The sequence below is a fragment of the Delftia sp. PE138 genome, from assembly GCF_018320755.1.
GTDB lineage: Bacteria > Pseudomonadota > Gammaproteobacteria > Burkholderiales > Burkholderiaceae_C > Comamonas > Comamonas tsuruhatensis.
Map to the genome: position 1 here is coordinate 1623088 of NZ_JABEPN010000001.1, position 25693 is coordinate 1648780.

General features: G+C 69.3%; 20 protein-coding genes. 8 read left to right on the plus strand and 12 right to left on the minus strand.

What is annotated here, in order from left to right; genetic code table 11:
• Positions 1-2: 2 nt before the first annotated feature.
• Positions 3-1022, minus strand: a complete 1020-nt coding sequence (locus tag HFGMBDPB_RS07285; protein WP_016451976.1) for a tripartite tricarboxylate transporter substrate binding protein — start codon at positions 1020-1022, stop codon at positions 3-5.
• Positions 1023-1050: 28 nt separating this feature from the next.
• Positions 1051-2598 carry an acyl-CoA carboxylase subunit beta gene (locus tag HFGMBDPB_RS07290; RefSeq protein ID WP_012203030.1) on the minus strand — a complete coding sequence of 516 codons (1548 nt, stop codon included), beginning with the start codon at positions 2596-2598 and terminating at the stop codon, positions 1051-1053.
• 222 nt (positions 2599-2820) lie between these two features.
• Here HFGMBDPB_RS07290 and HFGMBDPB_RS07295 point away from each other — a divergent pair, with 222 nt between their 5' ends.
• Both HFGMBDPB_RS07295 and HFGMBDPB_RS07300 read left to right on the plus strand, forming a co-directional pair.
• Positions 2821-4503 (plus strand): sigma-54 interaction domain-containing protein, encoded by a 1683-nt coding sequence (locus tag HFGMBDPB_RS07295; RefSeq protein WP_017406245.1) that lies wholly within the window; start codon positions 2821-2823, stop codon positions 4501-4503.
• Between the two features lie 127 nt (positions 4504-4630).
• Positions 4631-5632 (plus strand): arsenic resistance protein, encoded by a 1002-nt coding sequence (locus HFGMBDPB_RS07300; RefSeq protein WP_212645139.1) that lies wholly within the window; start codon positions 4631-4633, stop codon positions 5630-5632.
• Here the strand turns inward: HFGMBDPB_RS07300 and HFGMBDPB_RS07305 are convergent.
• Positions 5608-6552 (minus strand): siderophore ABC transporter substrate-binding protein, encoded by a 945-nt coding sequence (locus HFGMBDPB_RS07305; RefSeq protein WP_126311206.1) that lies wholly within the window; start codon positions 6550-6552, stop codon positions 5608-5610. The two genes, HFGMBDPB_RS07300 and HFGMBDPB_RS07305, sit on opposite strands and share 25 nt — an antisense overlap.
• A gap of 121 nt (positions 6553-6673) precedes the next feature.
• A complete protein-coding gene (locus HFGMBDPB_RS07310; protein ID WP_046988412.1) occupies positions 6674-8701 on the minus strand; it encodes a ligand-gated channel protein in 2028 nt (675 codons plus the stop codon).
• Between HFGMBDPB_RS07310 and HFGMBDPB_RS07315 the strand changes: the two genes are divergently transcribed.
• The gene (locus tag HFGMBDPB_RS07315; protein ID WP_156815065.1) at positions 8700-8867 is read left to right on the plus strand and encodes a hypothetical protein; all 168 of its coding nucleotides are present in this window, start codon (positions 8700-8702) and stop codon (positions 8865-8867) included. The genes HFGMBDPB_RS07310 and HFGMBDPB_RS07315 overlap by 2 nt on opposite strands.
• 166 nt (positions 8868-9033) lie before the next feature.
• On the opposite strand, the gene HFGMBDPB_RS07320 is transcribed toward HFGMBDPB_RS07315, so the two are convergent.
• Entirely contained in the window at positions 9034-10338 is a 1305-nt protein-coding gene (locus tag HFGMBDPB_RS07320) for a DUF445 domain-containing protein (RefSeq protein WP_212645140.1), read from the minus strand.
• 120 nt (positions 10339-10458) lie between these two features.
• Here HFGMBDPB_RS07320 and HFGMBDPB_RS07325 point away from each other — a divergent pair, with 120 nt between their 5' ends.
• Positions 10459-10716 (plus strand): DUF3297 family protein, encoded by a 258-nt coding sequence (locus HFGMBDPB_RS07325; RefSeq protein WP_016446670.1) that lies wholly within the window; start codon positions 10459-10461, stop codon positions 10714-10716.
• Positions 10717-10839: 123 nt separating this feature from the next.
• On the opposite strand, the gene hmpA is transcribed toward HFGMBDPB_RS07325, so the two are convergent.
• Positions 10840-12066 (minus strand): NO-inducible flavohemoprotein, encoded by a 1227-nt coding sequence (hmpA, locus tag HFGMBDPB_RS07330; protein WP_017407870.1) that lies wholly within the window; start codon positions 12064-12066, stop codon positions 10840-10842.
• A gap of 120 nt (positions 12067-12186) precedes the next feature.
• Here hmpA and norR point away from each other — a divergent pair, with 120 nt between their 5' ends.
• Both norR and HFGMBDPB_RS07340 read left to right on the plus strand, forming a co-directional pair.
• Positions 12187-13758, plus strand: a complete 1572-nt coding sequence (gene norR, locus HFGMBDPB_RS07335; RefSeq protein WP_212645141.1) for a nitric oxide reductase transcriptional regulator NorR — start codon at positions 12187-12189, stop codon at positions 13756-13758.
• Between the two features lie 125 nt (positions 13759-13883).
• Positions 13884-15065, plus strand: coding sequence for a Fic family protein (locus tag HFGMBDPB_RS07340; RefSeq protein WP_212645142.1), 1182 nt, complete (start codon positions 13884-13886; stop codon positions 15063-15065).
• 9 nt (positions 15066-15074) lie between these two features.
• Here the strand turns inward: HFGMBDPB_RS07340 and HFGMBDPB_RS07345 are convergent, their stop codons facing one another.
• From HFGMBDPB_RS07345 to HFGMBDPB_RS07365, 5 genes are all read right to left on the minus strand, one after another.
• Positions 15075-15989, minus strand: a complete 915-nt coding sequence (locus tag HFGMBDPB_RS07345) for a DMT family transporter (protein ID WP_212645143.1) — start codon at positions 15987-15989, stop codon at positions 15075-15077.
• Between the two features lie 88 nt (positions 15990-16077).
• On the minus strand, positions 16078-16497 hold the full coding sequence (locus tag HFGMBDPB_RS07350; RefSeq protein ID WP_047219586.1) for an FKBP-type peptidyl-prolyl cis-trans isomerase: 420 nt from the start codon (positions 16495-16497) through the stop codon (positions 16078-16080).
• A gap of 38 nt (positions 16498-16535) precedes the next feature.
• The gene (locus tag HFGMBDPB_RS07355) at positions 16536-17678 is read right to left on the minus strand and encodes a pyridoxal-phosphate-dependent aminotransferase family protein (RefSeq protein WP_012203005.1); all 1143 of its coding nucleotides are present in this window, start codon (positions 17676-17678) and stop codon (positions 16536-16538) included.
• Positions 17679-17780: 102 nt separating this feature from the next.
• Positions 17781-21074, minus strand: a complete 3294-nt coding sequence (locus HFGMBDPB_RS07360) for a carboxyl transferase domain-containing protein (RefSeq protein ID WP_212645144.1) — start codon at positions 21072-21074, stop codon at positions 17781-17783.
• A 16-nt stretch (positions 21075-21090) separates the two neighbouring features.
• Complete coding sequence (locus tag HFGMBDPB_RS07365; RefSeq protein WP_133072604.1) at positions 21091-22686, minus strand: AMP-binding protein; 1596 nt, start codon at positions 22684-22686, stop codon at positions 21091-21093.
• 159 nt (positions 22687-22845) lie between these two features.
• On the opposite strand from HFGMBDPB_RS07365, the gene HFGMBDPB_RS07370 reads away from it, so the two are divergent.
• Together HFGMBDPB_RS07370 and HFGMBDPB_RS07375 are read left to right on the plus strand one after the other, a co-directional pair.
• A complete protein-coding gene (locus tag HFGMBDPB_RS07370) occupies positions 22846-23568 on the plus strand; it encodes a TetR/AcrR family transcriptional regulator (RefSeq protein ID WP_016446678.1) in 723 nt (240 codons plus the stop codon).
• A gap of 26 nt (positions 23569-23594) precedes the next feature.
• On the plus strand, positions 23595-24878 hold the full coding sequence (locus HFGMBDPB_RS07375) for a branched-chain amino acid ABC transporter substrate-binding protein (protein ID WP_212645145.1): 1284 nt from the start codon (positions 23595-23597) through the stop codon (positions 24876-24878).
• Between the two features lie 59 nt (positions 24879-24937).
• On the opposite strand, the gene HFGMBDPB_RS07380 is transcribed toward HFGMBDPB_RS07375, so the two are convergent.
• A complete protein-coding gene (locus tag HFGMBDPB_RS07380; protein WP_212645146.1) occupies positions 24938-25663 on the minus strand; it encodes a YggS family pyridoxal phosphate-dependent enzyme in 726 nt (241 codons plus the stop codon).
• Positions 25664-25693 lie beyond the last annotated feature (30 nt).

The window sequence follows — 25693 nt, forward strand, 5'->3', positions numbered from 1 at the left end:
CATCAATCCAAAGACAAGGCTTCGCGCTGGATGACTTGGCCCCAGTCGGCCACTTCCTTGGCGATGCGCTGGCCGAACGGCGCGGGCGGCATCATCACGGGCTCGCCCTGGCTGCTGAGCACGGCGCGGATGCGGGCGTCCTGCAGCACGCCCCTGGAGGCCTCGTAGAGCCGGTTGACGATGGCCGGCGGCGTGCCCGCGGGCGCCAGCAGGCCGGCCCAGAAGGTGACGTCGAAATCGGCATAGCCGGCCTCGGCCATGGTGGGCACCTCGGGCAGCTGCTGCATGCGCCGGGGCGCGGTGACGGCCAGCGCCACGAGCTTGCCGCTGGCGATGTGGGGCAGCGCGCTCCAGGTGTCGAACTGCGTGTCCAGCTCGCCGCTGAGCACAGCCATCTGCGCCTGCGATGCGCTCTTGTAGGGCACATGCGTGGTCTTCACGCCCGTGCGGTTGCTCCAGGCCGCATAGGCCAGGTGGGCGATGTTGCCGGGGCCGGCCGAGCCGTAGCTGAGCTTGTCGGGATGGCCCTTGGCGAAGGCGATCACATCCTTGGCCGAGCGGATCTGGTGCTTCTGCGCCCACTCGGGGTTGACGGTGAGGATGAAGGGCGCATCCAGCACCATGGTGATGGGCGCGAAGTCCTTGGCGCGGTAGGTGATCTTCTTGTAGATCTGGGGGTTGATGGTGATGCTGCTGGAGTTGGTGACCAGCAGGGTGTAGCCGTCGGGCGCGGCGCGCGCCACCTCGCCCACGCCGATGGCGCCGTTGGCGCCGGGCTTGTTCTCCACCACCACGGGCTGGCCCAGCGACTTGCTCAGCGGCTCGGACAGCGCACGTGCAATGGTGTCGGTGAACGAGCCTGCAGGGAAGCCGACCACGATGCGCACGGGGCGCGTGGGCCACTTGTCCTCCTGGGGGGCCTGGGCCTGGGCCGCCGTCGCGGCGCAGATGGTCAGGCACGGCGCCAGGCACAGGGCCAGGGCGGTGCGGCGCGAGGGCGCGCGCGGTTGTCTGGTTGCCATTGCTTTGTCTCCTTGGGTTTTTATGCGTTCAGGGCCGCAGGCCGAACTGCGGCGCTCCGGCCTCGCGCAGCGGCGCGGCCAGTTCCACGAATTCGCTGAGCAGGGCGCGCGTGTCGCGCGGATCGATCACCTCGTCGATGCCGAAGGCCTCGGCCGTGCGGAAGGGCGAGGTCAGGCTGCGCACGCGCTGCTCGATCTCGGCGCGCTTTTGCACGGGGTCGTCGGCGCCTTCGATCTCGGCCTTGTAGGCCACCTCCAGCCCGCCCTCGATGGGCAGCGAGCCCCAGTTGGCCGAGGGCCAGGCATAGCGGAAGTTGAAGCGGCCCATGTGCTGGTGGCCCGCCGCCGCCACGCCGTAGGCGCGGCGGATGAGGATGCTGCACCAGGGCACGGTGGCCTGGTAGACGGCGGCCAGGGCGCGCACGCCGTAGCGCATGACGCCGGCCTTCTCGGCCTCCACGCCGATCTGGAAGCCCGCGATGTCCACCAGGTTGACCACGGGCAGGTGGAAGGTCTGGGCCATGTCCACGAAGCGCGTGAACTTCTCGGCCGAGGGGCCGTCCCAGCCGCCACCGTAGAAGTACGGGTCGCTGGCCACCACGGCCACGGGCCAGCCGTCGATGCGCGCCAGCCCCGTGACGATGGCCCGGCCCCAGTGGCGGCCCGTCTCCAGGAAGGAGCCCTCATCGACCAGGCATTCGACGATGGGCCGGATCTTGTAGACCTTGCGGCCATCACGCGGAATGGCCGACAGCAGCCATTCGTCGCGCCGCCGCGGATCGTCCTGCGGCGCGGTGCGCGCAGGCAGCTCGTACACCGACGATGGCAGGTAGGACAGGAAGCGGCGCACGCGCTCGAAGGCCTCCTGCTCGGTGGCCACTTCGTCATCGACCACGCCGTTGCGCGTGTGCACCTGGCTGCCGCCCAGCTCGTTCTTGGTCACGTTCTGGCCGATGCGCGCCACCACGGGCGGGCCGGCATTGAACAGCTGGGCGGTCTCCTTGACCATCACCGAGTAGTGGCTGGAGGCCACGCGCGCTGCGCCCATGCCGGCCACCGAGCCCAGGGCCAGCGAGACCACGGGCACGGTGGACAGGTTCTGCACCACCTGGCTCCAGACCTTCATGGTGGGCACGCTGGTGTAGCCCTTGGTCTCGATGTTGCGCACCGAGCCGCCGCCGCCCGTGCCGTCCACCAGGCGCACCATGGGCAGGCGCAGGTCGTGCGCCATCTTCTCGGCAAAGATCAGCTTGTCGCCCACGGCGCCGTCGTTGGCGCCGCCGCGCACCGTGAAATCGTCGCCCACCACGACCACGGGCCGCCCGCCCACGCGCGCCCGGCCCATGATGAGGTTGGAGGGCGTGAAGTCCGTCAGCCTGCCCAGGCCGTCGTACTGGCCCGAGCCGGTGAGCGAGCCCACCTCCACGAAGGACTGCGCGTCCGTGCAGGCATCGATGCGCTCGCGCACCGTGAGCTTGCCGGCGGCCTTGTGCCGCGCCACCTTGTCCTCTCCGCCCAGTTTGGCCGCCAGCGCGCGGCGGTATGCGATCTCGTCCACTTCGGGTTGCCAGCTCATGTCGTCGTGTCTCCTTGTGCCTGTGGAGATGCACAAGGCGTGCCAGACTGCAGCGCGTTGAATTCAAAGGACTTTTTTCACATTCGACCTTCACGTGTCCACAACAAGGACAACCTCGAAGACACGGGTTGGGCACTGTCTTCAATGGAGACACCACGGGGACAGACCCGTGGCCTGCGCGCCGCTAGAGTGCGTTCACCCCAGCCACTGCCCGCCCTGCCCATGCCCAGCTCCCCCGACCACCGATTCGGCGTTCTCGTCTGGCGGCGCGACTCGCCCGAGCCCGTGGCGCGGCTGGGCCTGGCGCAGGAGCCGCTGCTGCATGCAGCCGTCACCGAGGCCCTGGCCCGCGCGCACGGCGACGGGCACAACCCCATCGGCCATGGCCAGTTGCTGCACGTGGAAACACCGGGCCCGCGCGGCACGGTGGCCCGCCATGTGGCCGTGGTGCTGGCCGATGCCGAGGGCGAGGTCGCCCTGCTGCGCCCGGCCGACGAGGCGGCGGCGCTGTTCGACATGGTGGCCAGCGTGCCCTTCGCCTTCGCCATCCTCAACATGTTCCTGACCAACCCGTACCAGGCGATCACGGTGGCCGACCATGAAGGGCTGATGCGCTACATCAGCCCCGTGCACGAGAAGTTCTTCGGCCTGGCGCCAGGCACGGCCGCAGGCCGGCGCGCGGAGGACGTGATCCCCAACTCGCGCCTGCCCCATGTGGCACGCAGCGGCCGCGCCGAGATCGGCGACCTGCAGCAGCTGGGGCCGGGCGTGAGCCGCATCGTCAACCGCATGCCGGTCTACGAGGGCGGCGCCGTGGTGGGCGCCGTGGGCCAGGTCAGCTTCAGCGGCGTGGAGGCACTCAACCGCATGCAGCAGCGGCTGAACCAGCTGCATGACGAGGTGCAGCACTACAAGCGCGAACTGAGCCAGTTGCGCGGCGGCACGCCCACGGCGCAGATGGTGGGCGCCAGTGCCCCCATGCAAAGGCTGGCCCGCGAGATCGACGCCGTGGCGCGGCTGGACGTGCCCGTGCTCATCCTGGGCGAGAGCGGCAGCGGCAAGGAACTGGTGGCCCAGGCCCTGCATGCGCGCGGGCGCGATGCCGACGCGCCCCTGGTCAGCCTCAACCTCGCGGCGCTGCCGGCCACGCTGATCGAGTCCGAGCTGTTCGGCTACGAGGCCGGCGCCTTCACGGGCGGGCGCAGGCAGGGCCAGCCAGGCAAGCTGGAGCAGGCCGAGGGCGGCACCCTCTTCCTCGACGAAGTGGCCGACATTCCCATGGAGATCCAGGTCAAGCTGCTGCGCGTGCTGGAGGACCGCCAGGTGCAGCGCCTGGGCGCGCACAGCGGCCGGCAGGTGAACTTCCGCATCGTGGCCGCCACGCACCGCGACCTGCGCGGCCTCATCGACAGCGGGCGCTTCCGGCTGGACCTGTTCTACCGCCTCAGCGGCGTGGTGCTGCATGTGCCGGCCCTGCGCCAGCGCCTGGAGGACATCCCGGCCCTGGTGCAGCGCTTTGCCCAGTCGTTCTGCGAGCGCAACGGCATTGCGCTGCCCCGCATCGCGCCCGGCGTCATGCCCTACCTGGCCCGGCAGGCCTGGCCCGGCAATGTGCGCCAGCTGCGCCAGCGCGTGGAAGAGGCCCTGGTGTTCTGCGACGGCCACCTGCTGGGCGTGGACAACTTCGCGCGCCACGAGGACCCGCTGGCCGGCGCACGGCCTTCGCCCGTTGCCGAGCCCGGCCTGCCCGCCACCGGCGCCGTGGCCCCGCTCAAGGACCAGGAGCGCAACGCCATCCTCGACGCCATTGCACGCTGCGGCGGCAACAAGAAGCTGGCCGCGCAGGAGCTGGGCATCTCGCGCTCCTATCTGTACAAGGTGCTGGGCGCGGCAAACCAGGGCTGATCCCTGCGGGCCCAGGGCCTGCAGGGGAATGAAGCAGCGGGCCGGCTGTGCCGTTGCCATACTAGGCGCCCCACATCCGCCCCACATCCGCGTACCCGCCCCGTACCCGCCGCCATCGGCCTCCTGAATGCAAGACACCCGAGACGCGCTCGAACAGCGCCAGATCCCCATCTACTTCGCCGCCGTGGCCCTGGCCGCAGTTGCCGCCTGGGCGCTGCCCGGCACGGGCGTGCTGGAGCGCGCCATCAACCCCGCGCTGGCACTGATGCTCTATGTGACCTTCTTGCAGGTGCCCTTGGCCGAGCTGCGGCGCGCCTTCGGCCAGGTGCGCTTCCTGGCGGCGCTGATGACGGCCAACTTCATCGTGGTGCCGCTGCTGGTCTGGGCGCTGCTGCAGTTCCTGCCCGCCGCCCCCCTGCTGCGCCTGGGCGCGCTGCTGGTGCTGCTGGCGCCCTGCATCGACTACGTGGTCACCTTCTCCCACCTGGGACGCGCCGATGCGCGCCTGCTGCTGGCAGCCACGCCGGCCCTGCTGATCGCGCAGATGCTGGCCCTGCCCGGCTACCTGGGCCTGTTCCTGGGCGACGATGCGGCGCGGCTCGTGCAGGCAGGGCCTTTCCTGCATGCGTTCGTGTGGCTGATCGCCGTGCCGCTGGCCCTGGCCGCCGCCACCCAGTGGTGGGCGGCCCGCAGCCGTCGCGGGGCCAGCGCCTCGGCATGGCTGGGCCTGCTGCCCGTGCCGGCCACCGCGCTGGCGCTGTTCGTGGTGATCGCCTCCGTGCTGCCCCAATTGGGCCCGGCCACGCAGGCCGCCTGGAGCATGGTGCCCGTCTATGCGGCCTTTGCGGTGGCGGCACCCGCGCTGGGCTGGCTGGTGGCGCGCGCCTTCCGGCTGCCTGCGCCCGCAGGCCGCGCGGTCGCGTTCAGCGCGGGCACGCGCAATTCGCTGGTCGTGCTGCCGCTGGCCCTGGCCGTGCCTGGCGCCATTCCCGTGCTGCCGGCCGTCATCGTCACGCAGACGCTGGTGGAGCTGCTGGCCGAGCTGGCCTATGTGCGCGTGATTGCGCTGTGGGGCCAGGACCGGGAGCCGGCCCTGGCCCGCGGTCAACGCGATGACGCCGCGCCATAGGCCTGGCGCAGCTGCGCCATGTTGTCCAGCAGCGCCGTCGGCCCGGCGCTGCCCATCAGGTACCAGCCCTTGGGATCGAGGAAGACGACCTGCCCCTTGCGGCCGGCCGCCGTGGCGTGGATCCGCGTGTTGTCGAACACCTTGCGCGAAGCCATGATCTCGCCGCCGCCTGCCGCCTGGCCCGTGGCCGTGTTGCGGTCGATGACGTAGATCCACGCGGGGTCCAGCCGCGCCACATCATCGAAGCCGTAGGCGGTGCCGCGGGCTGGCAGTTGCGCGGCCGATAGCGCCGAGCGCGCGCCGAACACATCGAACAGAAAGCCGAAGCGCGATCCCGGCGCCTGCGGCAGGAGCTTGTCGTTCACGGCCATCAGCAGCAGGCCCGGCGCGGCCTGCGAGGCCTGGGCACGCAGGCCCTGCAGCTCGGCGTGGATGCGCTGCACCAGCGCACGGCCCTGCGCCTGGCGGCCGAACAGCAGCGCCAGCGTGGCGATGTTGCGTTCGATATCGGCCAGCATGTGCTTGCCGCTGACGCTCAGGTCCAGCGTGGGCGCGATGCGTCCCAGCACCTCGGCCTTGCCGGCCGAGCGCCCGCCCACGATGATCAGGTCGGGCGCCAGCCGGCTCAGCGCCTCGTAGTCGGGCTCGAACAGCCCGCCCGCCGCAGGCCGCTGCGCGAAGCTGTCCAGGTACCGGGGCAGCTGCGCCCGGGGCACGCCTGCGACCGCCGACGCGGGCACGCCCAGCGCATGCAGTGCATCCAGCGCCCCCAGGTCATAAACCACCGCGCGCCGGGGTGCGCCGGGCAGGCTGGCCACTCCCCCGGCATGCCGCACGGACAGCGGGGCCGCCACCGCAGTCCCCAGGAACAAGGCCGGCAGGGCCAGCGCCGCCGCGCGGCGCGTGATATCGAAGGTCATGGCAAAGAATCCCAGGAAAAAATGAAAGGAGTTCCGGCCTCCGGAGGCGGGTGCCGCGCCGGGAAGCGGCGCGGCCCGATCCGCAGGCCACGGGCAGCGGCCGCCCTTGCGGCCGGGATGCCTAGAACTTCACGTTCATGCCGATCCAGTAGCGCCGGCCGTCCTGCACCGTGGCGTAGTCCTCGTAGTACACGTCCTTGTCGAACAGGTTGTAGATGCCTGCGTAGAAGGTCACGTCCTTGCTGTAGTTGTAGGAGCCGCCCATGTCGAACATGGCATAGCTGCCGGCCACCCAGGTGCGCGCCGAACGGCCGCCCGTGGGCTGGCTTTCCTTGCCCCGGTAGGACAGCTTGGCCCAGCCCGCCCATTGCTGCGAAGGCTTCCAGTTCAGCGCCAGGTTGAGCATGTGGCGCGGCAGCTGGCTCAGCGGCTGCCCCGCGAACTCGCCGCTCTTTTGCTCGGACTTGGTGAAGGTGTAGCTGCTGCTCAGGTCCAGCGTGCGCGCCAGCGGGGCCTTGAACGTGGCTTCGACGCCGCGCGTGATGGCCTTGTCGATATTGACGTTGGTGGTGGGCGTGTTGCCCGAGGAATTGGCCGGTCCGCACTCCGGGCAGGCGATGCGCGTGATCTTGTCGTTGAACTCGTTGTCGAACACCGTCAGGCCTGCCGACAGGCCGGCGCCGTTGTTGTAGAGCACGCCCAGTTCCTTGCTCAGCGAGGTTTCGGGCTTCAGGTCGGGGTTGCCGTAGATGTTGCCGCCGCGGCTGGACTGGCCCCAGTCGCCCAGGGTCTGGCGCAGCGAGGGCGCGCGAAAGCCGGTGGACACGCCGCCCTTGACGGTCCATTGCGCGTCGAGGTTCCACACGCCGTACAAGCGCGGGCTCCATTGCGATCCGCCCTTGCTGTCGTGGTCGTAGCGCAGGCCGCCGGTCAGGGCGAAGTTCTCGCGCAGGCGCCACTCGTCCTCGGCGAACCAGGCGTACTGCGTGCGATCGGCCGTGGTGCGCGCCGAGCCCGGCAGCGTATTGGTCGTCGTGTCGCGCAGGTCCTGCTGGTTGTAGTACACGCCCGTGGTCAGCAGGTGCTGGCGGCCCAGCGGCGCCACCCAGCTGCTGTTGAACACCGTGTTCCTGATGGTCATGTCGCGCGACAGGTTGCGCGTTTCCTCGCGCTGCAGATAGGTGTCGGAGGAAGCCCAGCCCCAGCGGCCCTTGTGCTGCAGCGAGTAGTTCTCGCGCTCGAACTTGCGGTCGCTGGGCGCATCGGTGGGCAGCAGGGTCATGCCAGGCGACGAAACGAAGTGCTGGCGCGAAGTGCCGATCTCGGCGATCAGGTCGTGGTCCTTGCTGGGGGTCAGCGCCAGGCGCAGGTTCAGCGAACGGTTGTCGCTCTTGTTGTAGCCCTGGTAGATGCGGTCCTGGTCGCGCTTGCCGTAGTTGCCGTACAGGCTCAGGCCCAGCAGGTCGGTCTTGATCGGGCCTGACAGGTAGAAGTTGGTCTGGTAGGCATCGCCCGAGGTGGAGCGCTCCTGCAGCGTGGCGTCGGCGCGCACCGAGCCATGCCAGTTCTTCGCCACCTTGCGCGTGATGACGTTGATCACGCCGCCCATGGCGTCCGAGCCGTACAGCGAGGACATGGGGCCGCGCACCACCTCGATGCGCTCGATGGCCTCCAGCGGCGGAATCCAGCTCTGGTCCGTGCCCGTGCTGCCGTTGGTCTGGGTCTCGCGCGTGCTCATGCGCTTGCCGTCCACCAGGATCAGGGTGTAGTTGGCGCCCATGCCGCGCAACGAGATGTCGTTGGAGTTGTTGTCCGAGGGCGTGAGGATCACGCCGGGCACATCGCGCAGGGCATCGTGCAGGTTGCGGTAGGCGCCCTGCTCCAGTTCCTGGCGCGTGATCACCGAGATCGAGGCCGGCGCCTGGCTGATCTCCTGCTCGAAGCCGCTGGCCGTCACGACCAGGGTTTCCAGCGTCGCCCCGCCTGCTGCCTGGGCCAGCGCGCTGCCCGAGGCCAGCAGGCCCAGGCAGGCGCCCAGCGCGGTGCGGCGCAGGGGAACGACGGTGGAGGGAAACGAAGCACGCAGGGAGGTGCAAAGGGCGGACAGGGCAAAGCCACGGCCCGCCGCGGGGGCTGTGCAGTTGTGCATGGGAAAGCTCGCAAGAAGAATCACGGACGGTCGAACGACCGGGGTGCGCATCCGCTCTGTTGTTTTTGATGAGTGCGAATCGTTCTTATTTTATTTTCCCGCCGACAACGGCCTGGCCGACGGCAGCGCAGCTGCTGTTTTTCTTTACAAGCGGGCCGATCTGTGAGCAATTCATTCAGGATGCTGAATGTTGCCTTGTTCATCAATGACATGCAGGGCCGCCAGTGCCCGGGCACGTGCAGCGCCCGGCCCGATTCACGGCGTTCCGGCGAGCACGGCGGCTTTGTAAAGTTGGCCCGATGTGGCCGGCAGGCAACATCCTGATACGAAGATCAGGACCACAGCCGCCCCGCATTGGAGACCAGGAACAGCAGCAGCCCCACGGCACCGCCGACCACGGTGCCATTGATGCGGATGTACTGCAGGTCCTTGCCGATGTGCAGCTCGATCAGCTCGGACAGCTCGCGCGCATCCCAGCGCCGCACGGTGTCGGCGATGTGCTGGGCCAGGAACTGCGAGACATCGGGCGCCAGCGCCTGGGCCCAGCGCTTGAGGCGTTCGTTCATGGAGTGGCGCAGCGCCTCGTCGTGCGCCAGCGACTGGCCCAGCCAGCGGCCCATGGCCGCGGTCTTGCGCGCCACCTGCGAATGCTCGTTGGCCAGGTCCGCCTGCAGCCTGGCGCGCAGGCCCAGCCACAGCGCCCGCAGGTAGCCGGCCAGCTTCTCGTCGTGCAGCAGGTAGTCGCGCAGGCGCTCGGCGCGATCGGCCATGGCCGGGTCGGACTGCAGCCGGTCAATCAGCCGCTGCACGGAGGCATCGAACGCCTTGCGCATGTGGTGCCCGGGATCGTTGGCGATGTCCTGCAGCAGGCTGTCCAGCGCCCCGGCGATGGCCGTGGCACCCTTGTCGCCGAGCCAGTCCGTGGGCAGCATCTTTTCCTTGAGCGGATGCTCGCGCTTGAGCCACAGCACGATGGTCCGGGCGATCAGCACATGGGTCTCGGATTCGCGCAGCACGCCGCTGACGCGCGCCAGCACATCGTCGAGCACGGCCTGGTGGCGCCCGTCCTGGGTCAGGCCCGACAGCAGGTCCGCCGCCGCGCGCGGCAGGTCCAGATGCTCCAGCAAGGCCTTGAACGAGTGCGAGAGAAAGCGCTCCACCTGCCGGTCCTGCACCATCTCCAGCGCCGCCAGCGCCAGCCGCGCCACCTGCCGCCCCAGCAGCGTGCTGTTGGCCGGTGAGGTCAGCCAGCCCGCCAGCACGCGCGCGGGATCATGGCGCTCGATCAGCGCCACCAGCGAAGGCCCGTCCAGGAACTTGTCGCGCACGAAATTCGCCAGGTTCAGCCCGATGCGGTCCTTGTTGCGCGGAATGATGGCCGTGTGGCGCCCGACCACGGGCAGCGGAATGTGCCGGAACAGGGCAGACACCGCAAACCAGTCGGCCAGCGCGCCGACCAGCGAGGCCTCGGTCACGGCCTTGATGCAGGCCAGCCACAGCGGCACCTGCTGCCAGTGCGCTGCCGCCACCGACGAGGCCACGAAGCCCAGCGCCATGAGCAGCAGCAACGCCAACGGCAGGCGCTTGGCCGACTTCAATGTTTGACGTTGCTCTGGCGACAGCATGGAGCGCAGCATACGACGCCCGCCGGGCCCCGCGTGGCGATGCCTGCCGCCAATGCCTGTCAGCCAGCGCCTGACCCCGGATTGCGCGGACAATACCGGCTTTCTTCAGAACCCTCTTGCGAGAACAAGACCATGACCGACGCCAACGCATCCGCCGAGCGCCCCGCCCTGCCCGACCACCTGTCCATCGACCCGCGCAGCCCGCACCACGTGGCGGCCGTGTTCGAGCACGACATCGGCATCCGCTTCAACGGCAAGGAGCGGTTCGACGTGGAGGAGTATTGCGTGAGCGAGGGATGGATCAAGGTGCCCGCGGGCAAGACGGTGGATCGCAAGGGCAGGCCCTTGCTGATCAAGCTCAAGGGCACCGTGCAAGCCTTCTACCGCTGAGCCTTCGGACCTTGTCGCACCTCTTGCCACAGAGGTGCTACAAGGGGCGCGACAAGGGCGCGACAAAGGCATGCCAGGGGTGCGGCAGAGCCAGGAACCACCCAGGGCAGGCTCCGGCAAAGCCTACTGGAGCGCCTCGGCCGGCCCAAAAAACTCATACCGCACCTGCTCCTGCGGCACCCCCAGGGCCTTCAACGATTCCTTCACCGACCGCATGAACGGCCGAGGCCCCAGGAAGTAGACATCGGCATCCACGGCGGGCAGCCATTCACCCAGCTGGCGGGCGGTCAGCAGGCCCTGCGCATCGACCCCATCGCCCTCCTCCGCCCGGTCATAGCAGTAGTAACGGGTGAGCTGCGGATGCACGGCAGCCAGCGCATCCACATGCTCGCGGAAGGCATGCACCCCGCGCTCGCGTGCGCAGTGGATGAAGACCACGGGCCGCCGGGTCGGCAAGGCCGCGTCCAGCATGGGCAGGGTCGGCGTGATGCCCACGCCGCCGCTGATCAGCACCAGCGGGCGCTCGCCGGGCTGCAGCGTGAAGTGGCCTGCGGGCGGGAACAGCTGCAGCGTGTCGCCGACCCGGACCCGGTCGTGCAGGAAGTTGGAGACCTTGCCACCCGCCTCGCGCTTGACGCTGATGCGCAGGCTGCGCCCGTCTGCGGGAGCGGATAGGGAATAGTTGCGCCGCTGCTCCTGGCCGTCCACCACCAGGCGCAGGCCGATGTACTGGCCGGGCTGGTGGGCGATCACGGGGCCGCCGTCGGCGGGCACCAGGTAGAAGGACGTGATCTCGGCGCTTTCCTGCACCTTGTCCTCGACCACGAAGGCGCGCTCGCCGCGCCAGCCGCCTTCGGCCGCCGCCGTGCGGTCATAGGCCTGGCGCTCGGCGCCGATCAGGATGTCGGCCAGTTGCTGGTAGGCGGCGCCCCAGGCGGCTATGACCTCGTCGGTGGCAATCTCGGCGCCCAGCACTTCGCGGATGGCGCGCAGCAGGCAGGTGCCGACGATGGGGTAGTGCTCGGGCTGCACCTGCAGCGCAACGTGCTTGTTGATGATCTGCGCGGGCAGGTCGCCCAGGGCGTCCAGCCGGTCGATGTGCCTGGCGTACATGAGCACGCTGTAGGCCAGGGCACGCGGCTGGGCGCCGCTTTGCTGGTGGGCCATGTTGAACAGGGCGCGCACCTCGGGGTACTCGCCCAGCATGGTTTGGTAGAAATGCGTGATCAGCGCTTCGCCGCCGGTTTCAAGCAGCGGAACGGTGGATTGGACGATGGCACGTTGGCGGTCGGTCAGCACGGGAAACTCCTTGGGTACGGGGACGGACATGCCCGGTGCGATGCCGGACATGCCTTGGCAAAGGCAAGGGCCGTGCCAGTCCCGCGACCCTTGAAGAACAAGGGCTTGGCGTTTCATGCGTCAATATGACTCCCGTCAAATCGAGTCCTTTTGACAGCCATCGCAGTCTTTATGACCACATCCACCGCCCTGCACGCCCTCACCCCTCTGGTGGCCGACCTGGCCCAGGACCTGCCTGAGCGCGAGCGCTTTCGCCGCCTGCTGGCAGCCCTGCGCGCCGTGCTGCCGGCCGATGCCGCCGCCCTGCTGCGCCTGGAAGGCGAGTGGCTGCGGCCCGTGGCCATCGATGGCCTGGTGCCCGATGCGCTGGGCCGGCGCTTTCGCATTGCCGAGCACCCGCGCTTCGCCCAGCTGCTGGCCGCGGGCCAGGCCATGCGCTTTGCGCCAGACAGCCCGCTGCCCGATCCCTATGACGGCCTGGTGGCCCAGGGCCACGGGCCGCTGGAGGTGCACGACTGCATGGGCTGCGTGCTGCAGACCGGCGGCCTGCCCTGGGGCCTGCTCACGCTGGACGCGCTGGACCCGGGGCGCTTTGCCGACCCGGCCGCGCTGGCGGCGCTGCAGGCTTTCAGCAACCTGGCGGCGGCCACCGTGACCACGGCCGAGCGGCTGCGCCGGTTGGCGCGCAGTGCGCGCGCCCTGCCCGCACCCGGCGCCGCCCCGGGGGGCGATTCATCGCGTCCGCTGATCGGCCAGAGCCCGGCCATGCGCGCGCTGCAAAAGGACATCGCCCTGGTCGCGGCCAGCGACCTCAACGTGCTGATCACGGGCGAGACCGGCACGGGCAAGGAACTGGTGGCCCAGGCCGTGCATGCGCAGTCGGAGCGTGCAGGCCGGGCGCTGGTCAGCATCAACTGCGCGGCCCTGCCCGACAACCTGGTCGAAAGCGAGCTGTTCGGCCATGTGCGCGGCGCCTTCACGGGCGCGCTGTCCGAGCGCAGCGGCAAGTTCGAGCAGGCCGACCAGGGCACGCTGTTCCTGGACGAAGTGGGCGAGCTGTCCCTGCCCGTGCAGGCCAAGCTGCTGCGCGTGCTGCAAAGCGGCCAGCTGCAGCGCCTGGGTTCGGACCGCGAGCACCATGTGGACGTGCGCGTGATCGCCGCCACCAACCGCGACCTGGCCGCCGAGGTGGCGGCAGGCCGCATGCGCGCCGATTTCTTCCACCGCCTGAGCGTCTACCCGCTGCGCGTGCCCGCGCTGCGCGAGCGCGACAGCGACGTGCTGATGCTGGCCGGCTTCTTCCTCGAGGAAAACCGTTCGCGCCTGGGCCTGGGCGGACTGCGCCTGCACCCCGCTGCGCAATCGGCCTTGCTCGCCCAGGACTGGCCCGGCAATGTCCGGGAACTGGAGCACCTCATCAGCCGCGGCGTGCTGCGGGCGCTCAGCCGTGCGCCCTCCGGCACTCCGGCCGGTGGCCGGGCACGCATGGTCACGCTGGGGCAGGCCGATCTCTGGGATGACGCGCAGCCCCCGGCGACGGCCACCCCGACCCTGCCCGTCCCACAGGTCGCATCGCCCGGCGCCAGCCCCCAAGGCCTGCGCAATGCCGTGGAGAGCTACGAGCGCCAGCTGATCGAGGCCAGCCTGCAGCGCCACCACGGCAGCTGGGCCGCCGCCGCACGCGAGCTGCAGATGGACCGCGCCAACCTGCAGCGGCTGGCGCGGCGGCTGGGACTGGCATGAGGGGTCATGCGGCCGGCCCGCCGCCTTGAGACGAAGGCTTATTTAAGTCAGCTTAACTTGGCGCTCTCGTTATTTAAGAAAAACCGCATTTGCTTAAATAAGCGTCCAAAGCCATAGTCAGCCCCATGCCCGATTCCCCTACCAGCCAGCGGCTTGGCCGCTTCATCGAGACATCCGCAGCAGGCGAAAAGGTGCGCGCCTTCGTGCCGCCACCGCTGCCGCCGGAGCCGGCCATCGATGTGCTCGTCCTCCTGGAAAAGCTCAGCCTTGCCGAGCGTGCGCTGGGACGGCTCGATGGCATCACCATGCTGCTGCCCCGCCAAGAGCTGTTCCTCTACATGTACGTGCGCAAGGAGGCCGTGCTTTCTTCGCAGATCGAGGGCACGCAATCGACGCTGTCGGACCTGCTGCGCTTCGAAGCCGAGGTCCAGGCGGGCCAGCCCATCGACGACATCCGCGAAGTTTCGAACTATGTGGACGCGATGATGTACGGACTGGAGCGCCTGCGGGACCTGCCGCTGTCACTGCGCCTGATCCGCGAGATGCATGGCCGGCTGCTGCAAAGCGGACGCGGCGGCACCAAGAGCCCCGGCGAGTTCCGGCGCTCGCAGAACTGGATTGGCGGCACGCGTCCAGGCAATGCCTTGTTTGTGCCGCCGCCTGTCAACGAACTCGGCCCCTGCCTCGACGCCTTTGAACGCTTCATGCACGAAGATGCCTCCCGCCTGCCCGCCCTCATCAAGGCCGGCCTGCTGCACGTGCAGTTCGAGACACTGCATCCGTTCCTCGATGGCAATGGCCGTATCGGCCGCCTGCTGGTCACGCTGTATCTCTGCATCAACGGCGTGCTGAACAAGCCGCTGCTCTACCTCAGCCTCTTTCTCAAGACGCACCGGACCGAGTACTACCGGCTGCTCCAGGAAGTGCGCGAGAACGGCAATTGGGAAGCCTGGCTCGACTTCTTTCTCACCGGCGTGGCACAGACCGCGAACCAGGCCTTCGAGGCCGCCACGCATATCGTCGATCTGTTCAGGCAGGACCGCGAACGCATCGCGACCGAAGGCGAACGCGCCAGCTCCACGCTGCGCATCCACGACCTGTTCCAGCTCAACCCCTTCCTGACGTCCAACCAGCTGGTCCGGCAGACGGGACTGTCCTCGCCCACCGTCAACACGGCGCTCGCCGACTTGCAGCGCCTGGGCATCATCGAGGAAGTGACCGGCCGCAAGCGAGGCCGGGTCTTCAGCTATCAGCGCTATCTTTCCGTGCTCAACGAGGGCACGGATCCGCTACCCCGGCCGGCCTGATCCCCGGCCTCACCGCCTGAGCGACTTCAGCCACCCATACCCGCTCACCAGCAGCACCCCGGCCAGCACCATCAGTGCCCCGGCCAGGAAGTTGGGCTCGATGGGCTCGCTGAGCAGCCAGGCCCCGAAGACCACGCCGAAGATGGGCGTCATGAAAGAGAACACGCCCAGGCGCGAGGCCAGGTATTGCGTGAGCAGCCAGAACCAGACCAGGAAGCTCACGAAGCAGACCAGCACGGACTGGAAGGCCAGGCCGGCCCAGGCCAGGGGCGTGGGCTCGAAGCGGGTCTGGCCCAGCAGGAAGGCGGCGGGCAGCAGCAGCGCAAAGCCGGCGGCCAGCTGGTAGAGCAGGGTCTGCGCGGCGGGCAGCGATGCCAGCCGCGTGGTGCGGATGGCCACCGTGGTGGCGCCCCAGGCCACGCCGGCGGCCAGCGCCAGCAGGTCGCCCAGCAGCATGGCGGCGCCGGCTGCCTTCGAAGGCTTGCCGCCGCCCAGGAAGGCCAGCGCTATGCCGGCAAAGGCCAGTGCGATGCCCAGCCATTGCAGCGGCGCCAGGCGCTCCGAGGGCAGCTTCCAGTGCAGGCCCAGCGCCGCGAACACGGGAGCGGAATACAGGAAGACCACCACATGGGCGGCCGAGGTGTGGTTGATGCTCTCGCCCACCAGCAGGAATTCCAGCGCAAACAGCGTGCCCACGGCCAGGCCCGGGCGCCAGCTGCCGTCGCCCCACTGCACGCGCATGCCGCGCCAGCGCATGAACAGCCACACCAGCACGGCGCCCACGCCCGAGCGCAGCGCGATCTGCAGCGTGGGCGCAATGGCATCGGCCGTGGCCTTGAGCAGGATCTGCTGCAGGCTCCAGATCAGGCACAGCATGAGCATCAGCGCGGCGGCGCGCGCGTCCAGCGGTTTGCGTGGGTCCACGACGTCTTCCTTTCAGCGACCGTGAAAAAGCCGGCCCGCAGGCCGGCTTCGCATCAGGCGGGGGATGGCCCGGCCAGCGGGCCGGCCATCACTTGATGCCCAGCAGTTCCACCTCGAAGTTCAGCGTGGCGTTGGGCGGGATCACGCTGCCCGCGCCACGGCTGCCGTAGGCGATGGAGGGCGGGCAGGTCAGCTTGGCCTTGCCGCCGACCTTCATCTTCTGCACGCCTTCGGTCCAGCAGGGAATCACGCCGGTCAGGGGGAACTCGATGGGCTGGCCGCGCGTGATGGAGCTGTCGAAGTCCTTGCCCGTGTCGGGGAAGTAGCCGCGGTAGTGCACGCGCACCGTGTCGCTGGCCTTGGGGCTGGCGCCTGTGCCTTCCTTGAGGCTTTCATAGACCAGGCCGCTGGCCGTGGTGACGGGCTGGGCCGCATGGGCCGCCACGCCGGTCAGTGCGGCGAGCATCAGGCCGCAGGAGGCGGCCAGGGTGGTGAGGGTCTTGTTCATGAGGGCTCTTTCAATGCAATGTTTGCAGCGGGTTCGGTTCACGCCTTGGCGGGGACACCGATGTCGTCCAGCGCTTTGGCGATGTGGCCGACGGTGCGGTCCACGTTGTGCCATTTTTCCAGGCCGAACAGGCCGATGCGGAAGGTCTTGAAGTCCGGGCCTTCGTCGCACTGCAGGGGCACGCCCGAGGCGGTCTGCAGGCCGGCTTCCATGAACTTCTTGCCGCTCTGGATGCCGGGGTCGGTGGTGTAGCTGACGACCACGCCAGGGGCCTTCCAGCCTTCGGCCGCCACGCTGGGAAAGCCGCGCGACTCCAGCAGGGCGCGCACCTTGGCGCCCAGGGCGATCTGCTCGTCGCGCACCTTGGCGAAGCCGTAGGCGCGCGTCTCCAGCATCACGTCGCGCAGGCGGACCAGGGCGTCGGTGGGCATGGTGGTGTGGTAGGCGTGCTGGCCTTTTTCGTAGCCCTCGGCGATCTGCATCCACTTCTTGAGGTCGCAGGAGAAGCTGGAGCTTTGCGTGTGCTCGATGGCTTCGCGCGCGCGCTGCGAGAGCATGACCATGGCGCAGCACGGCGAGCTGCTCCAGCCCTTTTGCGGCGCGCTGATCAGCACGTCCACGCCGGTCTTTTCCATGTCCACCCACATGGCGCCCGAGGCCACGCAGTCCAGCACGAAGAGCGCACCCACCTCGTGCGCGGCATCGGCCACGGCGCGCAGGTAGCTGTCGCTGAGGATGATGCCGCTGGCCGTCTCCACATGGGGCGCGAACACGACCTTGGGCTTCTCGGTGCGGATGGCGGCGGCCACGTCCTCGGCCGCGCAGGGCGCCCAGGGGTCCTGGCTGCCCGGGCCCTGGCGGCGGGCCTTGCAGACCACGGCGCCACCGCCCAGGCCGCCTTCCTCGAAGATCTGCGTCCAGCGGTAGCTGAACCAGCCGTTGCGCACGATGAGCACCTTTTCGCGGTTGGCGAACTGGCGCGCCACGGCCTCCATGCCGAAGGTGCCGCTGCCCGGCACCAGCACGGCCGTGTGGGCGTGGTACACCTCCTGCAGCGTGGTGAGGATGTCCTGCATCACGCCCGCGAAGCGCTTGGACATGTGGTTGAGCGCGCGGTCGGTGTAGACCACCGAGAATTCGAGCAGGCCGTCGGGATCGATATCGGGCAGAAGTCCGGGCATGGGAAGGTCTCCAAAGGCAGCGGGGCCCGCTTGAGCGGGCCCGCCATCGTGTTCGTCGAAAAGAGGATCAGCTTAGCACGCCGCCTGCCGCGTTTTCAGGGCCTACCAGGTGTCCACGAAGCCCGCCTGGGCGGGTGCCACGCGCGCCCCCGCCAGGCCGCGCGACAGCCAGGCGCGCGTGTCGGCGGGGTCGATGACGGCGTCGATCTCCAGCGTGCCGGCCATGTGCATGGCCTCGCCGTGGGCGTACTGCTGGGCCAGCAGCCGGTCGAACAGGGCGTTGCGTTCGGCGCCCTCGGGCAGGGCCTGCAGTTCCTTGCGAAAGCCCAGGCGCACGGCGCCTTCCAGACCCATGGCGCCGAACTCGCCCGTGGGCCAGGCCACGTTGAACACCGGCGCATGGAAGCTGCCCGCCGTCATGCCCATGGCCCCCAGGCCGTAGCCCTTGCGCAGCACCACGCTGAAATACGGCACGCGCAGCTTGGCCGCCGTGACGAACAGGCGGCTGACATGGCGCACCTGGGCGGTCTTCTCGATCTCGGGGCCGACCATGAAGCCCGGCGTGTCCACCAGGCTCACGATGGGCAGGCCATGGGCGTTGCACAGCTGCATGAAGCGCGCGGCCTTGTCGGCCGCATCGGCGTCGATGGCGCCGCCCAGGTGGGAGGGGTTGTTGGCCATCAGCCCCACGGGCCGGCCTTCGATGCGCGCCAGCGCCGTGTGGATGCCTGCGCCAAAGCCCGTGCGCAGCAGCAGCAGGCTGCCTTCGTCCACCAGATGCGCCATGGCCGCACGCGTGTCATAGGCACGCAGCCGGTTCTCGGGCACCACATGGCGCAGGGCGCGCGTGTCGGGCGCGGTCCACTCCGTGGTGCGGCCCTGGAAGAACGAAAGATAGTGGCGCGCGGCGGCCACGGCCTGGGCCTCGTCCTCGACCAGCACGTCGATCACGCCATTGGCATGCTGGATGCCGCTGGGTCCTATCTCTTCAGGGCGGAACACGCCCAGGCCGCCGCCCTCGATCATGGCTGGCCCGCCCATGCCGATGGTGCTGGCGCGCGTGGCGATGATGACGTCGCTGCAGCCCAGCAGGGCTGCATTGCCCGCAAAGCAGCGGCCGTGTGCAATGCCGATCACCGGCACCTGGCCCGACAGCGCCGCATAGGCGGCGAAGGTGTGCACATGCAGGCCGGCGACCACGGGCGTGTCGGTATCGCCGGGCCGCCCGCCCCCGCCTTCGGCGAACAGCACCACGGGCAGCTTCTGGGCCAGCGCAATGCCCAGCATGCGGTCGGTCTTGGCATGGTTGCGCGCGCCCTGGGTGCCGGCCAGCACGGTGGCGTCATAGGCCATGACGACGGCGCGCGAGCGCTCTTGGCCGAACTGCGCGCCGTTGATGGAGCCCATGCCCGTGACCATGCCGTCGGCCGGCGTGTTGGCGATCAGGTCGTCCATGCTGCGTCGGCGCGTCTGCGCGGCAATGGCCAGCGCGCCGTACTCGATGAAGCTGCCCTCATCGCAAAGATCGGCGATGTTCTCGCGCGCGCTGCGGCCGCCCTGGGCATGGCGTTTGGCCATGGCCTCGGGGCGGGCGGTGTCCAGCGTGAAGGCATGGCGGTCGATGACGCGGCGCAGGTCGGCGCGGATGTGGTCCGGGTCCTGGGCGATCTGCTGCGCGCGTGCGTCGGCCTGCACGCCTTCGGCGGCGGCCAGCACCAGCAGGGGCTGGTCCTGGGCCACATAGGCACCGGCCTCGGCCAGCCGTTGGGTGATGGTGCCGGCCTGCGGCGCCAGCAGAACATGCTCCATCTTCATGGCTTCGAGCACGCCCAGTTCGGTGCCTGCGGCTACGACATCGCCCACGGCCACGCTCCACTGCACGATGCGCGCGGGCATGGGGGCCGTGATGGCGCCTTGGGGGACGGGCGCGCCAGCAGCCTCGGCCGCCGCCGGAACCTCGGCGGCCACGGCCGTGCGGCGCGCGCCTTCGGCCAGCGCCTGGGCGTCCGCCACCAATTCTGGAAGGGCCTCTTCAAGCCAGCGTGTGTGCACGGCCTGCGATGCCATCTCGGGCCGGCCGGCCAGCGCCTGCAGCAGCGGCAGGTTGGTGGCCAGCCCGTCGATGCGGCATTCGTCCAGTGCGCGGCGTGCGCGGCGCAGCACGTCTTCGAAGCGCGGCCCGCTGCTGTGCACGATGAGCTTGGCCAGCAGCGTGTCGTAGTGCGGCGAGGGGCTGGCGCCCGCCACCGCATGCGTGTCGATGCGGATGCCGGGGCCGGCCGGCCACTGCAATGCGCCTATGCGTCCGCTGCCGGGGCGCGAATGGCCTGCGGCATCCAGCGTCTCGGCATTGATGCGCCACTGCATGGCATAGCCGCGCGGCGCGGGGGGTGTCCTGGCATCCAGGCTCAGCTCGCGCAGGTGATCGCCCGCCGCAATGCGGATCTGGGCCTGCACCAGGTCGATGCCGAAGACTTCCTCGGTGATGGTGTGCTCGACCTGCAGGCGCGGGTTGGCCTCGATGAACACATAGGGCAGGGAGTCGGAGGCGGCATCGACCAGGAATTCGAAGGTGCCCAGGCTCTCGTAGCCGATCTCGGCGGCCATGCGCAGCGCGTCGCGCGTGATGCGCTCGCGCAGCGGCTGCGCCAGGCTGGGGCTGGGCGCGATCTCCACCAGCTTCTGGAAGCGCCGCTGCAGCGTGCATTCGCGCTCGCCCAGCGCGATGGGGCCTGCGCCGCCGTCGCCCAGGATCTGCACCTCGATATGGCGTGCGCCCGTCATCAGACGCTCCACATAGACACCGTCCACGCCGAAGGCGGCGCGCGCCTCGCTGCGGCAGCGCTCGTAGGCAGCGGGCAGGTCCTCGGCGCGCGCCACGGCGCGCATGCCGCGCCCGCCGCCGCCGCCGATGGCCTTGACCATGATGCCGCTGGCGCCCCCGGCCTGCTGCGCCTCGAAGAAGGCCTGGGCCTGTTCCAGCGTGACGGCCTCGCTGCTGCCCGGCATCAGCGGCACGCCGCAGCGGCGCGCCAGATCGCGTGCGCGGGCCTTGTCGCCCAGCAGCGCCAGATGGGCGGGTGCAGGGCCGATGAAGCGCAGTCCCGCGTCGGCGCAGGCGTGGGCAAAGCCGGCGTTCTCGCTGAGAAAGCCGTAGCCCGGATGGATGCCGTCGCAGCCGTGCTCGCGCGCAATGCGCAGCAGGTGGGCGCCGTCCAGGTAGGCCGAGGGGCCGCTGGCGCCGAGGGGCACGGCTGCATCGGCAGCGGATACATGGGGCGCCTGCGCATCGTCTGCGGCAAAGACGGCCAGGCTCGGCACACCCAGCTCGCGCAGCGCGCGCACGATGCGCAGCGCGATCTCGCCGCGGTTGGCTATCAGGATCTTCTGGAACATGGGACTTCGGTCTTTCTCATTGATCGCGCAGCAAGCGACGCAGCACCTTGCCTGCGCCGGTGGCAGGCAGCGCCTCGATGAAACGCACCTCGCGCGGCGCCTTGTAGCTGGCCATGTTCTCGCGCGACCACTGCACCAGGTCCTCCGCCGCGATCTGCTGGCCCGGCCGCGTGACGATGAAGGCGCGCACGACCTCGCCCTTTTGCGGGTCGGGCACGCCGATCACGGCGGCCTGGGCCACGGCCGGATGCTTGATGAGGATGGCCTCCACCTCCTCGGGGAAGACGCTGTAGCCCGAGACCTTGATCATTTCCTTGAAGCGGCCGATGAAGGTCAGGTAGCCATCGGCGTCCAAGCGGCCCATGTCGCCCGTGTGGACCCAGCCGTTCTTCAGGGTCCTGGCCGTGGCCTCGGGCTTGTTCCAGTAGCCCTTGAAGTTGCCGGGGCCGCGGATAGTGATCTCGCCCACTTCGCCGGCCGGCAGCGGCTCGCCGGTCTCGGGGTCGATGATGCGCACCTCGTTGCCGGGCAGCGGCTTGCCGTGCGTGCCCCAGCGGATGGCATCGCCGGGCATGGTGGTGTCCATGGTGTGGGTCTCGCTGAGGCCGTAGGCCGCCTCGCTGGAGATGCAGTTCGGGGTGAAGCGCCTCCACTGCCGCGCCAGCTCCTCGGTGTAGGCAATCCCGAAGCTGGTCACCGTGTTGCGGCGCAGCGCGGAAAAGTCCATGGCCTCCACGCCCGGCAGCTGCATCACGGCCACGTTCATGGGCGCGATGCTGTACCACCAGGTCACGCGGTAGCGCTCCAGCGCCTGGGCCACGGCCAGCGGGTCGAAGCGGTGCAGCAGCACGCAGGTGGCGCCGCTGTGCACGGGCATGTTCACGCCCATGGACATGCCGGCAATGTGATAGAGCGGCGCCACGGCCAGCAGCATGTCGCCGGCGTTCACGCCCGTGGCGCTGGAGGCGCCGGCCGTCTTGCTGGCCGCGTTGCCGTAGCTGAGCATGGCGCCCTTGGGCAGGCCCGTCGTGCCCGAGGTATAGGTCATCAGCGAGACATCGTCCATGGCGACATCGACGGGCACGGGCTTGGCGCCGCTGTGCATGACATCCCAGAACGATTCCACGCCCTCGGGCAGCGGCTGCACGGGGGCCTGCAGTTCGGGCGGCAGCGCCAGCGTGGCCGATTCAGGAAGCCAGTCGCCATAACGCACGGCCAGCACATGCCTGAGCGCCGTGCTGGCGCGCACCTTGTCCACCACGGGCAGCAGCACATCGGCCGCGACGATGACGCGGGCCTGGAGGTCATCGAGCTGGTACTGCAGCTCATGCTCCTTGTTCAGCGGCCCGCAAGGGCAGACGATGGCGCCGATCTTCTGGATGCCGTAGTGCGCCACGATGTACTGCGGGCAGTTGTTCATGAACAGCGCCACGGGCTCTCCCCGGCCCACGCCCAGCGCCTGCAGCCGCGCGGCAAAGGCGTCGCTGGCCGCATCCATCTCGGCCCAGCTGATGTGGCGGCCATACCAGATGTAGGCGTCGCGGCCGGGGTGGTTGCGCGCATTGCGGCGCAGGGCCTCATGCAGGGGAATGAGGGTCTCGGAATCCGCCATGCTTGTCTCCTGGGTGTCTGGCCACCCCGGAACCAGTCCTAAGGGATAGCCTTGATCTGATTTTTGGATCGGCGTCTTGCCAATATATACCCGCTGGTAGAACATTGCTACCCACCGGTATAACCATCGCAGCCACCGACGCGACACGAGATTTCCCGCATGCCCAAGCCCCCTGTCACCCCGCGCGGCCGCCAGCGCCTTCCCACGGCCGGCTCCGATGAAAAGCGCGAACGCATCCTCAAGGCGGCCGAGGCCCTGTTCGACCGCAACGGCTACGCCAACACCACGATGGAGCAGATCGTCCAGGCCCTGGGCGTAACCAAGCCCTTCGTCTACTACTACTTCCGCAACAAGCAGGAGATCTTCGAGACCCTGTGCTGGGCGCCCACCGAGGCCTGCTTCACGGTGCTGGACTTCGCAGCCGACGATCCGCGCGCCGCGCACGAGAAGGCCGTGGACGGCCTGCAGCGCCTGATCGCGGCCACCATTGCCCACTATCCGGCGGCCTTCTTTCCCTACCGCGAGCCCCAGGCGTTCAGCCCTGCATACATGAAGGCCTCGCGCACGCTGGCGCGCCAGTTCTACCGCCAGTTCTGCGCGCTGCTCGAAGAAGGCCGCGCCAGCGGCCACCTGGACTTTCGCGAGACACGCATCACCGCCCAGGCCGCCTGCAGCCTGCCGGGCTTTCTCTACAACTGGTACCGCCCCGGCGGCCGCCTGGGCACGGCCGAGATGGTGGCCGAGCTGACCGAGCTGGCCAGCCGCGTGCTGGGCCTGCGCACGGCGCCAGCCACCGCGCCCGAAGCCATTGCCGCATCCCCCGCGAAAAAGACGCCTGCACGGCGCAGCCGGCCCCGGGCCGAGCCGCCCGGCAAGGACTGACGACCATTCCTTCGAGGAGACAAGACATGCCGATCCGCCGCCATTGCATCCGACGATATTCCCAGCCATCCATGGCACTCGCCGCCGCCCTGCTGTGCAACACGGCCGCCCACGCCCAGGGAACCGACAGCTTCAAGATCGCCTTCATCGACCCGCTGTCCGGCCCCTTCGTCAGCACGGGCGAGCTGATGCGCGACCACGTGCAGTACGCGGTCGAGGACGTGAACGCCAAGGGCGGTCTGTTCAACGGGGCGAAGCTGCAGCTGCTGCAGTTCGACAGCAAGCTCTCGGCCCAGGAAAGCCAGGCCGCGCTGCAGGCGGCCCTAGACCAGGGCGCGCGCGTGGTGGTGACCGGGGGATCGGGCTCGTCGGTGGTGGCAGCCCTGGTGCAGGCGGCCTCGCGCCACAACCAGCGCAATCCGGGCAAGGAGGTGCTGGTGCTCAACCACTCCTCCATCGACCCCGAGCTGACGGGCAAGGCCTGCAGCTTCTGGCATTTCATGTTCGATGCCAACACCGCCATGCGCATGCAGGCGATTGCCAGCTACATCAAGACCCAGCCGGGCATCCGCAAGGTCTACCTGCTCAACCAGGACTACGCCCACGGCAAGCAGTGGGCGGCCTACGGGCGCCAGATGGTGAGCGCGGCCCGGCCCGATATCCAGTTCACGGGCGAGATGCTGCACCCCATAGGCCGCGTCAAGGACTTCGCGCCCTACGTGGCCAAGATCAAGGAAACGGGTGCGGACTCGGTGATCACGGGCAACTGGGGGCAGGACCTGACCCTGCTGCTCAAGTCAGCGGCCGACTCGGGCTATGACCTGCGCTACTTCAACCACAGCGCCGGCGGCATGCCGGGCACGGTGACATCCTTCGCCCAGACCCGCATCGGCCAGCTGACCTGGGTGGCCGAATGGCACCCGGGCCAGGCCGGCCGCCCGCTGGCCGACGCCCGCGCCCAGGAATACAAGGCCCGCATGGGCAAGGACTTCCTGGCCCCGCGCATGGACCTGGTGCCGCGCATGCTGGCCGCCGCCATGGCCAAGGCACAGTCCACCGAACCTGTGAAGATCGCGCTGGCCCTGGAGGACCTGCAGATGGACACCGTGGTCGGCCCCGTGCGCATGCGCGGCAAGGACCACCAGTTGCTGCTGCCCCAGGTGGTCAACACCATCGCGCCCGTGGATGGCAAACTGGTCAAGACCGGCTGGGAAGGCACGAACTACGGCTTTCGCACCGACGCCGTCTACACGCCCGAGCAGGTGGAGCTGCCCACGGACTGCCAGATGAAGCGGCCCGGCAGCCGCTGAGGCTGAGGCTGAGGCTGAGGCTGAGGCTGAGGCTGAGTATCCCGCCAGCTACGCCCCGCTCAGCGCGGGGCGTAGTTTCGTTGGCCGAAGATGCCGCTGCCCACGCGCACCATGGTCGATCCGGCGGCCACGGCCGCTTCCAGGTCGCCCGTCATCCCCATGGACACCGTGTCGAAGCGCTCCAGCCCCGGCAGGCCGCTGGCGCGGATCTGCGTGAACACGGCCGTGGCGCGGGCATGCACCTCGCGCTGGGCCTCGAAGCCCGGCACATCGTCGGGAATGCTCATCACGCCGCGCAGCACCAGGCGCGGCAGCTGCACGATGGCGGCGGCCAGCTCCAGCGCCTGCTGGGGCGCCACGCCGGCCTTGGTCTCGCCGCCATCCACGTTCAGCTGGATGCAGACCTGCAGCGGCGCCAGGCCTTCGGGGCGCTGGGCCGACAGGCGTTCGGCGATCTTCAGGCGGTCCACGGTCTGGGCCCAGTCGAAATGCTCGGCCACCAGGCGCGTCTTGTTGCTCTGGATGGGGCCTATGCAATGCCATTGCAGGGCCTCGCCGCCCGGCAGGCCCATGGCGCGCACGGCGGCGATCTTGTCCACGCCTTCCTGGATGTAGTTCTCGCCAAAGCTGCGCTCGCCGGCCAGCACGGCCTGGCGCACGGCGTCGGCGCCGAAGGTCTTGGAGACGGACAGCAACTGCACCGAGCCGGCCGCCCGGCCCGCCTGCGCGCAGGCCGAGGCAATCCGTTCGTGAATCTGTTGAAGCTTGTTTTCAATCGTCGTCATAATTGCCGCCAGCGTACCAAACGAGGGAGC